The organism is Acinetobacter guillouiae CIP 63.46, from assembly GCF_000368145.1.
Lineage (GTDB): Bacteria > Pseudomonadota > Gammaproteobacteria > Pseudomonadales > Moraxellaceae > Acinetobacter > Acinetobacter guillouiae.
This window is the reverse complement of record NZ_KB849286.1, coordinates 245885-259907: the sequence shown is the minus strand read 5'-3', so window position 1 is coordinate 259907 and position 14023 is coordinate 245885. Positions and strand designations below refer to the sequence as shown.

General features: G+C 36.2%; 10 protein-coding genes. All 10 read left to right on the top strand.

Translation table 11 applies throughout. The features are described from left to right. Positions 1-638 precede the first annotated feature (638 nt). Positions 639-3134, top strand: coding sequence for a TonB-dependent receptor plug domain-containing protein (locus tag F981_RS19720; RefSeq protein WP_004724830.1), 2496 nt, complete (start codon positions 639-641; stop codon positions 3132-3134). 11 nt (positions 3135-3145) lie between these two features. After that, complete coding sequence (locus F981_RS19715; RefSeq protein ID WP_004724829.1) at positions 3146-4384, top strand: lipase family protein; 1239 nt, start codon at positions 3146-3148, stop codon at positions 4382-4384. A gap of 704 nt (positions 4385-5088) precedes the next feature. Beyond that, complete coding sequence (locus tag F981_RS19710; RefSeq protein ID WP_016539701.1) at positions 5089-6708, top strand: hypothetical protein; 1620 nt, start codon at positions 5089-5091, stop codon at positions 6706-6708. A 157-nt stretch (positions 6709-6865) separates the two neighbouring features. Continuing rightward, a complete protein-coding gene (locus tag F981_RS19705; protein WP_004724822.1) occupies positions 6866-7075 on the top strand; it encodes a hypothetical protein in 210 nt (69 codons plus the stop codon). 304 nt (positions 7076-7379) lie between these two features. Further along, positions 7380-7709: a hypothetical protein gene (locus F981_RS19700; protein ID WP_004724819.1), complete on the top strand. Its 330-nt coding sequence runs from the start codon at positions 7380-7382 to the stop codon at positions 7707-7709. A 178-nt stretch (positions 7710-7887) separates the two neighbouring features. Continuing rightward, positions 7888-8622, top strand: coding sequence for a UTRA domain-containing protein (locus F981_RS19695; protein WP_004724818.1), 735 nt, complete (start codon positions 7888-7890; stop codon positions 8620-8622). Positions 8623-8771: 149 nt separating this feature from the next. Next, positions 8772-9773 carry a putative 2-aminoethylphosphonate ABC transporter substrate-binding protein gene (locus F981_RS19690; protein WP_409360510.1) on the top strand — a complete coding sequence of 334 codons (1002 nt, stop codon included), beginning with the start codon at positions 8772-8774 and terminating at the stop codon, positions 9771-9773. Positions 9774-9843: 70 nt separating this feature from the next. Further along, entirely contained in the window at positions 9844-11037 is a 1194-nt protein-coding gene (locus F981_RS19685; protein ID WP_004724813.1) for an ABC transporter ATP-binding protein, read from the top strand. Beyond that, complete coding sequence (locus F981_RS19680) at positions 11031-12746, top strand: putative 2-aminoethylphosphonate ABC transporter permease subunit (RefSeq protein ID WP_004724812.1); 1716 nt, start codon at positions 11031-11033, stop codon at positions 12744-12746. Before F981_RS19685 ends, F981_RS19680 begins: the two co-directional genes overlap by 7 nt. A 114-nt stretch (positions 12747-12860) precedes the next feature. Next, positions 12861-14015, top strand: a complete 1155-nt coding sequence (locus F981_RS19675) for a TIGR03364 family FAD-dependent oxidoreductase (protein ID WP_004724809.1) — start codon at positions 12861-12863, stop codon at positions 14013-14015. Positions 14016-14023: the final 8 nt, after the last annotated feature.

The window sequence follows — 14023 nt, the reverse complement described above, 5'->3', positions numbered from 1 at the left end:
TGTACCAAAAAAGCTATCTCACAATTAATTAATCTTCTTACAACCACGCTTTTGATCAATCGCAGACATCTCTCGAACTGGTTGGACTCAAACAACCTATGATATACCGGATCAAAAGATAAACACACAAAATCAAAACTACTTAGACAAAGATTAATATTTAAAGTTTTATCAATTTTTTGAGACGATGGTAAAGCCTCATACCCCGATATAAATCTCACTTGCAATGGGAGCTTTAGAAAATATGCTGAAAGTTGTTTATATATAGCCGAAATTGATAAAATGAATTTGGTTGAGCGCTTAAATTATTTTGTGTAAGTTACCTTTTTATAAAGGATTAGTGGACGTGATAGCTATTTAAAATTATCTAAATTAGGCTCAAGATTACCTTTCAATTGAGTCTTAATCTTGTAATTTCATACAGTTTCCTCTGTAGCATAATTTTTAAGTTAGAAATGACAATAACCATAATTGTATGTTTTCAATAATTTTAAGTTGTTATATGAGCATTTTGGTGAAAATTTGTTTAAATCAAAGCAACTATTAGTAGACTAAAATAATATAAGTATCTGATTAGTATTGAATAATAAATATGGCATTGAGTTTGCAGAAAGCAGATCATTTTCTAGGAAATGCATATGAATATACTCACACCATCTATCTTGAAATCTTCAATATTTGTTCTGAGTGCTCTAACTAGTGCCATCGCAATTGCAAATGAAACACCACAAAAAAGTAATGAGGATATTGATGCTGTTACTTTAGCGTCAGTGGTCGTAACGGGAAGTCGCCGAGCTGTTAAAAGCCCGTTGGATACACCAGCACCTGTCGATATTTTGTCTGAAGAACAGTTGAAAAATACTGGAACGTCTGATTTATCTAAAGCACTAACAATTTTAGCACCGTCATTTACATTCCCTTTAGAACCAGCGGGTGCATTTGCTGCGCAAATACCAGCAGGAGCATCATTACGCGGTTTAGCCTCTGATCAGGTTTTAGTCTTGATTAATGGTAAGCGTCGCCATACAGGTGCAATATTTACTCGACAAAATTTAGCGAATGGTCGTGGTGCGGCATCTGTAGATTTAAGTTTAATTCCATTAAATGCAATTAAACGAGTTGAAATTTTGAGAGATGGTGCTGCTGCGCAGTATGGTTCAGATGCAATAGCAGGTGTGATTAATATCATACTCAAAGATGATGATGACCATGGTGCAGCCTCTTATCGTTTTGGGCAGTTTTCATCAGGTGAAGGCGAACAACATAAGTTATCATTATGGAAAGGATTTTCTTTGCCGAATGATGGAAGCTTAACCTTCGCCATTGAATATGGCAGTCAAGATTATGCGAATAATACCAACCCAGATAACCGTAGATTCTATCCACAAAGTTATCCTAATGCGGAATATTTAGAAGCAAACTCACCATATCGTAATTGGCGTTTTGGTTCACCAAAGGTAAATGACCAAGTCAATTCAGTGTTAAATGGCGAATTACCACTTACCGATACGATTAAATTGTATGGTTTTGCAACTTATGGTTATAAAGAAAGCGTTGGGCAAAACTTTTATCAGCCACCTTCAACCAATACAACTTTAAATCAAAACCCATATTATTTAGCACGTTATCCACATGGAAGAATCACGACATCAGTATATTCATTGTATGACCATGCAATTACAGCAGGGTTGAAAGACAATGATTTTCTGGATGGAAAATTAGATTTCTCAGTGAATTATGGTCGTAATAAAGCAGCTCAACTTTACACTAATGGGATAAATCCAAGTTACGGTTATGACTCTCCATCTGAGTATAAAGTTGGCGAAAATATTAATGAACAAAGTAATGTGAACTTGGATTATCAAAAACAAATTGCTTTAGCATTTTTAAATGAGCCAATCACTTTTGCAACAGGTATAGCCTACCGTAAAGAACAATACCAACAAATTGCAGGTGACCGAATTTCCTATACACGTGGTCCATACTTTAATCCTAGTCCAGTCATTGGCGTGGGTGTACCAGAGATTTATTCAGGTATTACTGACCAAGATGAACGTAAGATATCAAGAAATGTATTTGGTGGATATGTTGATGTAGAAGCAAAAATCCTTCCTAAATTAGTTGCTGGGGCAGCTTTTAGAGCTGAAAATTATTCAGATTTTGGTAGTACTGCCAATGGGAAGTTGTCTTTAAAATATGATATTGACCCTAAAATTGCTGTGCGTAGTACTTATAGTACAGGTTATCGTGCACCCTCAATTACTCAGTTGGGTTTTTCTGCGTATAGTCGTCAAACTGTTTTACAAGCAAATGGTGAATATCAAGACGTTTCACAACGAACATTATTGCCTGGAAGTGAAGCCGCTTTACTTTTAGGTGGTAAGGCTTTAGACCCAGAAAAGTCAAAAAATGCGTCTATTGGATTTGTGTTTAAACCCACACAAAATTTATCTGCGACTTTAGATCTATATCAAATTGATATAAAAGACAGGATTTTATTATCAGATAATATTACTGGAAATGTAATTAAAAATGCCTTTGCAGGTACCCCTTATGTCGAGATTAATAATGTCGCATTTTTTAATAACTTATTGGATACCCGAACTCGTGGTTTAGAAATTACTTCAAATTATCTGATGGATTTGGAGAAATATGGCAAGTTAAAGCTGAATTTAGGCTTTAGTACAAATCAAAACAAAATTACCAAGACACGTAATGCAATTACAGCCAAAGGTGAAATAATTCCATTTGAATCAATTGCGGGGCGTAGTACGCAAGGAATTATTGAATCAGCATCACCTAAAAATAAGCTCACTTTAGGCGCAGATTGGCGTATTCACAATTGGGATGTGACAGCACAACTTCGTCGTTATGGCGAATGGAGCACAGTTGATAGCACACGTCCAGCATTTGACCAAAATTTCTCAGAGCAATGGGTTGCAGATTTAAATATTGGTTTTAAACCAGATATTTTAAAAGGTTTACGTTTAGATATTGGTGCTTATAACTTATTCAACTCATTTCCAGATCATGCAAAAAATACCAGTGTTGGTGGGGTAGTGAAATATAGTTTTAATGCACCTGAAGGGGGAAATGGAACATTCTTGTATAGCAAATTAACCTATGATTTCTAAGGAGATGTTCAATGAAAATGCGTATTTTAAATGCTGTTTTAGCATTGAGTTTACTTGTTTCACCTTTAACACAGGCAAAAACGTACCCAGAGAACTTGGTTGGGGATAGTTATTTATCCGATTTTTATGAGTGGGATCAAGAAATTCCTAAAGTATCAGGTACTTTACTTAAAATAGAGGATTTAACCCCCTCTTATATTGGTCAATCAAAAGCATCAGCTCAATATCGAATTTTATATTCATCGACTAGTGGTATAGATTCGAGTAAAGCATCTATTGTTTCGGGGGCATTATTCATTCCTCAAGGGACGCCACCCAAAGGTGGATGGCCACTTTTAGTTTGGGGCCATGGAACTGTTGGTTTAGCTGATACATGTGCACCTTCTTGGGCAGGTCGTTTATATATCGGTGTTGAACATTTAGACAAATGGCTTGACGAAGGGTTTGCAGTGGTTGCAACAGATTATGAAGGCTTAGGAACGCAAGGCGCACATTGGCTAATTAACAATCCAATGTTAGCCTATAACATGCTCGATAGTGCTACGGCAGTAATTCAAGCAAACTTAAAAATTGCGAATAAAGTGATTTTGTCAGGAGAATCACAAGGTGGGGCAGGTGCATTTGCTGCAGCTGCATATGCACCACAATATGCGCCAAAGCTCAATATTAAAGGTACGGTTGCAACGGGGGTTATTTATCGAGATCGAAATGCAAATAAACAAGAGATCATTCGTTCTAATCCACATGAAGTTGTTACAGCAATTGCTTTACCGATGTATAGCTTCATCGCAGCACAAAGTTATAATCCAAAGTTGAAAACAGAGGATGTCTTTACTGAAAAAGCGTTGCCTTTCGTGGAGCGAGCAAGAAATACATGTATTATCACTTTACAACGTGATGTGACGAGTGCAGGTCTGACTTTTGCCAATGTATTAAAGGAAAAACCAAACGAGACTTATACTAAAACTATTGAAGAAATGCAGGAAAAATTTGGCTATTTTCCAACATTAAAAATTAACCATCCTGTATTTATTGCAACAGGTGCAAATGACAAAACACCCGATGTGAGGGGGCAGCTTAAATTAATGAAAGACAGTTGTCAGGCTGGTACAATTATTGAAGGGCATATTTATGCAGGCTATGGGCATAGTGATGCTGTGCCTATCTCCATGAAAGATGCTGTTCCTTTTGCAAAAAAAGTTTTAGCAGATCAGAAGATTAAGCCGATTTGTCAGCCTATTCTGGAGTAATTTTTGAATCAATATATGCTTTTTTAAAAAGCGTGACTTGTTCATAAAGGAAATAGTATTTAGCTCTTAAATGCTATTTTTTTGTTGATTTATTGTATTTAATTTTCATCTAACTAGTAATTAATGTTTTGATTAAAATGTATAATAATAGTACATTTAGAGAAAATGAACTAAAGAAAAACACTAGCTGGACCTACTCTTAGTTGTTTGATGGAAGCACCAAAATTAGATCTAAAAATAAATAAATTTATTGCTTTAATAATTTGTTTTTTAATAATAATTTGGTGTTTGTTGTATGGATATTATTTATAATGTTTTTATTGTTAATTATTGAGCGAGAGAATTTAACTAAAGAAGCAAAGTTTATGCTGTTTTTTGATATATCTGCTGGTGTTCGTTTACTTTTATATAAATCTAAGAGAAAAAATATACTTAGCTAAACTGTATTGAATTTAATCTGATGTATACTGAAATTTTTTAAAAGAAAATTTAGCTTTTAGAAAGTATAAGATTTAGAAATGAGAAACTTAAAACGTATTTATCCAAAAAGTATGATTTTTTAATTGCTAAGGATGTAATTAAAATGACTAAGACTCTAAAGCTTTCTATGAAGACTACTTAGGAGTTTATATTGAGTTTAATTACGAGAATAATTATTTTAGCCAGATATAAAAGGTGTGAGGTCTAATCTTGTGAATAAAATAATGTCTAGCCCTAAGAAAGATGCATTGTCTAAAAGTTGTTTAAGAGATTTTTCAGTACATTTTAGACGGCCTTATGAAATTGGAAGACCAGTAGATGAATATAATGGTGAATTTGGTTTTGATTGGGTTCGAGATGAATATATATACCCTATTTTGACAATAAAAGAAATAAAAGACCCTGTTATTTATGCATATAGTCATGATTTTACATTTTCATTATTGAAAGATAACTATGTTCGAAGTGTAAATAAAGAAATTAGTTATCCTAACTATTTTCCCTCTTGGTTATCAATTTTTGCTTCTGGTTGTAAAGGTGTTTTGGGTAGTGAAGAAATAAATGCTCAAGGTGCAGTTCTTGATTTAGAAATACATCAAGATGTAATTGATGCATATTACCAAGATAAACTTACAGTCAATGGTACAGTTCTGATCTTTGAAGCATCTAATACCTCAATAAAAATTTCAACATTTAATAATAATCAACAGACAGATTATATTGAAGAACCTTTAAGTCGATTTATTGACTCAGAGCGTGTTAAGGTGAATTTAGGTACCAAAACTAGATATGCTTATAAAAAGAAAAAGGCAATAACAGTTCATTGTTTAGGAGATGTTTTAAAGCAAAATGAAAGTATTACTGTTATAGCAAAATGTGGCGAAAACAAAAAGGAAGTTGGCATAATTTATCTTTCCAGAAATGATCAAGTAATCACAAAAGGATTAGTGATTGTTGATGTAAAAGTAAATGGGGAAATACTTAAAAGACCTGAAAATTACGAAAAAGCTTTAAAGTATAATATTTTTAATCAGTGCCTTATGGTTGTTCAAGTCCTTAAGACTGATATTTTTGATCTAGATAGATTGTCGAAAACAGATGCTGAGGTAGGTGCTTTTGTAAAAAAATGGTGGACCAAAGAAATATCAGAAGCCTATGGTAAAAAATTTCTTGAGGTTTGTTCAAATACTCTAGAGCAAGAAAGTCAAAATAGCATAAGAAATAAAACGATTAACGTGGAAGAAGATTTGTCTCAAGAATTTCAACGCGAGTTAATTGATCTATATGATAGGAAGAGAAAAGTAGAAGACAAGTTACTATCAATATATTCAGAAGTTGAGCAAAAGAATTATATTTTCTTTGCACCGATTTGTGTAAGTGAAACTCCAAAAACTGAAAATGTATATGATCCAATTTCAAAGAAAGAAATTAGCCAACCAGTGTGGATGAATGTTTTAGGTAGTGCTAGTTATAAACCTAAATCAAAATTTTTGACTCCGAGAGTTAAAAAGATAGATATGAACTCTAAAGAAGCATTTAATGAGCTTAAATGGGCGAATACAGTTGCTGTATTTAAGGATGCAATGGCGACCAAAGAAGGATTCCTAAAAACATTTTCTCATGAACTTTGCCATACATTTGGCTTGTTACATACATTTAATGTTCATGGGAACAAATTCAGATACCAGCAAGGCTATACAGATAATATTATGGACTACAGCTATACTGATGATGGTGAAACTTCAAAATTTAATAAAAGACAACTTGTGTTTAGAAAAGATCAAGTTGATGAAATGTATACAATAAATAGCAAGGAAAAAATACTTGGTGATCATAATCATTAATGAAATTTTACGTTCGAATCTTTGAGATATATCCTTGTGGTTAACGTAGAGCAGGACGGATTAAAGAGCTTACCAGATCTGCACAGTTTGCACTTTTATATGATGTGGAGGGAATCAAACATCAGTTGGGTATTTCTGTACGGGTATGTGATGAAACATGTATCAAATAAAACAGCTCGGTCAACGTAAAGTGTCTCAACAAGAAGCCGCTACTTATTTCGATGCAATGCTTAATAACAGCAGTTTCTGTATTAAAGAACAAGATGAACATTTTATTATTCAATTCTATCGACAAGTAGCTAGTACAGCTGATGCCAAAAAAACTGAACTGAATGGAAAAGAAGCTGTAATTGGAGGTAAAGTTTAGCAATGTTATAAAGGTCATAGTATGTTGACCACTATAGATTTACCTGTCATATCGTATGTTGGATAAGCATCTTCACAAAAGCTATTTTTAGCTATTTTGCAGGTAATGAATGAGGTTATTGCAAACATGCTTATAAAAGAGTTACCTACTTTTTCTGATGATACCCATGAATCCTTTACAGTTATGTTGATAGATATACCACCCAATATAATTCTGGCTGACTAAAATATCATTTTCATGTCACTTTAAAGTTTGGCAAATTATTTTATTGTAAAAGTCAACAAACTTAATCTGAGAGAAACTCATGAAAAATGTACTTAGTCGAAGTGTAACAGCTTTAATCTGTATGGGTGCTTTAATGACCACAGTTCAAACATGGGCACATGAGGATGAAGATAAAGTATTGACTAGAACAGTCGATGAACAGCCAAAAGACAAAAAACAAAAGAAATGTGAAAAAAATTGTAAACCAAACAATGATCCTAAAACTCAAACAAATAACTCAACGCAACATCAGCATGGAAACGCTTCAGAAATGTCACAAATGGATCATTCAAAAATGACCAATATGCCTTCTTCGATGAAGGATATGGATCATTCAAATATGGAGATGCCAAACAAAACAAATAAGTAATTCTTTGAGAAAAATCATGAGTCTTTTAGACTCAACACATTTCATTGTGATCTCCAAAAGCTCATCAAAAGATGAGCTTTTTAAAACTTAAAATTTGCGTATGAACTATGCTTATTTTAAAAATGTCATCGCTTAGACATGATATTTGAGTATATTAGAAGAAATTTTCACAAAATAAATGTGTATGCCTGTTCAAGAAACGACTTCTCCACGTATTCCCAAATATATTGCCATTCGAGATGCTATTGCCCATGAGATTGAGTCTGGGCAATGGAGTGCCAATACCAAACTGGCTTCAGAGCGTGTGTTGATGGAACAATTTGCTACCACACGTGTCGCAGTTCGAGAAGCATTATTGGCTTTGGAAATGGACGGTCTTATTTATCGTTTAGATCGCCGTGGTTGGTTTGTTCGTGCACCACGAATTATTTACCGTCCGCAATCGACCAAAAGTTTTAACCAATATGTGACTGAGCAAGGGGGTGTACCAAGTACGGAATTGATTTCTGCGGAATTGGTGCAAGCGACCTCTTGGGATGCAGCACATTTAAAAATTTCGGTGGGTGATGATATTTATTCGATGTGGCGACGTCGTAGTATCAATGGTCGTCCTGCGGTAGTTGAACATTTACGTATCAATGCAAGTTTATTTCCTCAATTCTTAGAACAACAATTAGAAGGTTCTATTACGACTCTGATGGCAGAGCATTATCAACGGCAATTGACCCGAGCGCATATTAATCTTTATCCAACGGTATTGTCAGAACAACAAGCCAAAGCTTTGCATGTCAATGTTGGTAGTATGGGGTTATATATTTGCCGTACCAACTGCGATCAAAATGGAGTGATTACCGATGTTGACCAAGAATATTGGTTACATGATGTACTCGATTTACATTTTGAAGCGTCATGATAAAGAATTAAAATAATTAATCTGGTTTAAACCAGATTAATTAAATTGTCATAAACTTTTGTTGAAATACAGGCTATCAAGAAGCAGCATTCGTTAGGAATGTCATAATGAGCCCGTATCTGAAACAGCAGCAAAAAAAGCTCCTCGCCATGGGCACAAGTATTCTCTTTGCTTGTGTCAGCACAGCATGCACCACGTCTTCAACCTCGAATGATGTTGAGCAAATCACAGTCTATACCGCGGTTGAAGCGGATCAATTAAAGCGTTATCAATGGGAATTACGCAAAGCACATCCTGAATTAAAAGTAAAATGGGTGCGTGATTCGACAGGTGTGATCACCGCAAAATTATTAGCAGAACAAAAGAATCCACAAGCAGATGTGGTGATGGGACTTGCTTTGACCAGTTTATTGGTCATGGAAAAAAAAGACTTATTGCAACCGTATCGTCCGAAGCATATCGAACAACTTAAAACTGATTTTTATAGCCAAAACGACATTCCAACATGGACAGGCATGACTGCTTGGGAGTCAGCTGTTTGTGTCAATACTGTTGAATTGGAAAAGAAAAAACTACCGATTCCGCAAACATGGCAAGACCTGACTAAACCAATTTATAAAGGGTTAATCGTGATGCCAAATCCGGCATCGAGTGGCACAGGCTATTTGGATGTGACTGCATGGATGCAAATTTTTGGTGAAAAGCAAGCTTGGCAATATATGCAGGCACTCGATAAAAACATTTCTCAATATGTGCATTCAGGCTCGAAGCCTTGCAAGATGGCGGCTCAAGGTGAAACGGTCATCGGAATTTCGTTTGGTTATCCGGGCTTTAAGCTGAAATCACGTGGTGCACCTTTAGAAATTGTCTATCCGAAAGAGGGGCTAGGTTGGGAAATGGAAGCCTCAGCCATTGTCAAAGGTACGAAAAAACTCAGCAGTGCAGAGAAGTTTATTGATTGGAGTGTTAGCCAAGCTGCCAATGAAGCTTATGCACAAAACTTTTCAATGGTGGCACATCAAAATGTTCACAGCAAAAATCAAGACTTCCCAAAAAATCTTGCGCAGCAATTGGTGAAGAATGATTTTTATTGGGCAGCTGAACAGCGTGAATCAATTCTAAAACAATGGTCAGCAAAATTTGAAAAGTAATTGAATCATGTACACAACAAGCTATTCAGAATCAGTTATTCAAAATTAACGATAAAAAACTAGGTGCAGTATGCAAATTCCATCGCATTTACAAAAAAGTAGGACAGGGCAAGCCATGCCAAATTCGGCAGGGCATCTGCTCTCAACTTTAAGAACGTTTAAAATGGCAGAATCAAAAACAGTGCTTGAAGTGATGGATATTCAAAAATCTTTTGGTTCAAGCCGTGTCTTGGAACACATTAACCTTGACCTGAAAGCAGGTGAATTTGTTAGCTTTTTAGGTCCATCAGGTTGTGGTAAAACAACATTGCTACGCATCATTGCTGGGCTTGAACAGCCTGATTATGGCAAAGTGATTAAACAACAAATTGATATTACCCATTTTAATACTGCAAAACGTAAATGTGGCATTGTTTTCCAAAACTATGCACTCTTTCCAAACTTAACTGTGGCGGAAAATATTGCATTTGGTTTGCATAAAAAACACTGGTCAGCGCAAGAGATTCAATTTCGTATCAATGAATTATTAAACTTAATTGAATTGCCCAATATCTCAGAAAAATATCCCAATCAATTGTCAGGCGGTCAGCAACAGCGTGTGGCTTTAGCCCGTGCGATTGCGCCCAATCCTGATGTTTTGTTGTTGGATGAACCGTTGTCAGCTTTGGATGCGTTGGTACGTTTAAACCTCCGCCAAAAAATTCGTACCATTCAATGCCAATTAAATTTGCCTGCGATCATGGTTACGCATGATCAGGAAGAGGCGTTAAGTATTTCTGACCGTGTGGCAGTGATGAATAAAGGTGTGATTGAACAACTCGATACGCCACATAATATTTATTACAAACCGCAAACTCGTTTTGTAGCACAGTTTATTGGTTCGATGAATTTTATACAGACAGTAGCGGTCGATACGCATCGTTTAAAAATGAATGAGCAATCTTTTATTGAATTTCCACACTTAAGCTTTACCCAAGATGAACATTATGAAATCGCTTTTCGACCTGAAAATATCAAATTAGTTGCTGAAAATGAACTCTCTACTGAATATTTAAATTTAGCTGTACATATTGTCAATACTGAGTTTTTAGGCGCAAAACGTCGTTTATTCTGCGTGGTGCAAAACCAAGATCAGGCAGATGACAATATGTTGCAAGTTGATGTGGATCATCAACATATGGCGGTGGTGCAAGATGGAATGTATCTGCAAGTGCCGATTCGTGACTTACATGTGTTTGATTCACGAGGGCATGCGAGATGTTAAATCAGTCTGCTGCAAATGCTTTATTAAGTAGTCAAACAGCACATCGTTTTCGTTATTCATTGCGTTCAAGTGCGGTGTTGTTTGTCGCAGCAATTCTATTCACCATGAGTTTGATTGCACCCTTAATCGTATTGATGCAAAGCGCATTTTTAAATGAACAGCATCAATTTGTCGGGTTGGATAACTTTACTGCTTATTTTTCCAATCCGGCCTTAATCTCATCGATTTTTAATTCGATGTGGATCGCCATTACAGCCATGTTGATTACGGTGAGTTTGGCAAGTGTTTATGCTTTTGCATTGATCAACTGCAATATTCGAGGCAAAGCTTTCTTTAAAACCGTGGCATTTTTACCGATTCTTGCACCTTCACTTTTACCTTCATTGGCTTTGGTGTATTTGTTTGGTCAGCAAGGTGTTTTTAAGGGCATGATGGGAGAGGTGGAAATTTATGGTCCACTAGGCATTTTGATCAGTTATTGCTTTTGGCTATTTCCTGCCATGGTCATGTTGATGATGGGTGCATTTCGCCATATTGATCAACATTTGATTGAGGCTTCTCATGCTTTAGGAAAAAATACACTACAAACCCATTGGGCTGTGACTTTTCCTGCGATTCGTTATGGTTTAGTCAGTGCCTGTCTGGTGGCATTTACTTATGTCATTACCGATTTCGGGATTCCTAAAGTGATTGGCGGCTCATTCAATATGATGGCGTTGGATGTGTATAAGCAGATCATTGGTCAACAAAATATGAACATGGGTGCCGTCATTTCGATTTTGTTGCTCTGTCCTGCGGTGTTGGCATTCATTTTCGATCGATACCAAAGTCGCCATCAGGAACGCTATCAAAATTTCCAAATTCAGCCTTATCGTTTGCGTGCCAATCCTCGAATTGAAAAAGCATTAACTGTATTTTGTGGGGTGATTTCAGGCGGTATTTTACTGATTATTGTGACTGCGATTCTCGCATCATTCATTCGCTATTGGCCCTATGATTTGTCTATGACCTTAAATCATTATCGTTTTGACTATGTTGATGGTGGTGGTTGGGCAAGTTATTTTAACTCAATCAAATTGGCATTGTTTAGTACAGTTTTCGGTACGATGATAATTTTCATCATTGCCTTATTTAGTACCCGTTTTAAAGCACATCCTTTGCTAAAAAACTATGTAAAAGTCTTGGTTTTATTACCTTTGGCTGTGCCTGGCTTGGTGTTGGGTATTGCTTATATCTTGTTCTTTAATGCACCGCAAAATCCTGTATCTTTCGTTTACGGTACGATGACGCTGTTGGTGATTTCAACCATTATTCATTATTACACTGTGCCACATTTGACCTTAACGCATGCGATTCAACAGATCCCGAATCAACTTGATCATACTGCACAAAGTTTAGGATCTTCACATTGGACAATGTTCCGCAAAGTATATTTGCCTTTAACCTTTCCTGCGCTGTGTGATGTGTTGGTGTATTTATTTGTCAATGCCATGACTACTGTTTCAGCTGCGATTTTCCTTTATTCACCTGATACCAATTTGGCATCGGTGGCGGTGCTGAATATGGATGATGCAGGTGATACCGTGGCAGCTGTGGCGATGAGTATTTTGATTTTACTCACCTCATGTGCAGTCAAGTTGCTGCATTGGTTATTCACTCGGAAAATGATGGTGTCAACACAACGTTGGCGTGAGCAAACACATTCATAACAAATTGATCTTTCAGTCAATTTTTTTAATTAACTAAACCATTTGAATTGAACGCTTTCTTTTTGGCGCTTGGGATTTCGCGTGCTAAAAAAAGTAGATAAGGTGGAAAAGACAATGAATACAGCACAATTCGACTTAATTATTGTCGGTGCAGGCATTTTAGGATTATCGGCTGCGATCCAAGCGGCAGAGCAAGGTTTAAAGGTACAAGTTTTTGAAAAATATGTACAACCTATAGGCGCGACTCGCCGTAACTTTGGCATGGTTGGGACTTCGACGCTAAGCCGTCCTGATGCGAAATGGCGTGAATATGCTTTGGCAACCCGTGAATTTTATCAACGGATTCAGGCACAAACCGATATTTCATTTCAACAGCGAAATGGCTTGTATCTTGCGAATACTGAACTTGAATGGCAAGTATTAAACGAGTTTGCTCAAGCCGCAGCTGATTATCAGATTCCTGTAAGTCTATTGTCTAAGCAGCAACTGTTTGATCAATATGCTTATTTAAACCCAGAAACTGCGCTACGTGGCGGTATGGTATTTCATGAAGATTATTCAGTTGAGCCACATTTGGTGGGACTGCGTTTGTTGCAATATGCCGAAAAACTTGGTGTACACATTCATTGCAATGCCTCTGTGGTACTGACGCAATTTAACCAAGGTATGGCGCATATTCGCTTGGCATCAGGTCAAACATTTACCGCAAATAAAGTCATGATTTGTCATGGTGAAGAGACACAATTGTTGTATCCCGAGCTCTTACAACAAAAAGGTTTATTGCGTTGTACTTTACAAATGGCATTAACCAAACCGCTAAAAGTCAATCTCAAAGCTTCGATTTATTCAGGATTGTCGATCTCTCGTTATCCCGCTTTTGAGATTTGCCCAAGTCATCAAGATTTACGCAATGAATCACAAATCGGTTTAGTTGAAAAATACGGTATTCATATCCTGATTAAACAAAATGAATTCGGACAAATTATTTTGGGCGATAGCCATGAATATTATCCGATTGAAGACATACCACAATTTAATCAACGTGAAGAAATTAACCAATTCATTTTGCAATATTGCAAAGAAAATATTGGCTTAGAACTACCTGAAATTGAATCTCGTTGGAATGGTTACTATCTGACTCATCCTACGGAATTGGCATGTGTGATGGAAGCTGAAACCAATATTTTCCTTGTCAGTGCGATTGCAGGCAAAGGCATGACCACAGGCGCAGGATTTATGAAAGAAATTTTAGAAAATTATATTTTGTAATCTGGTTT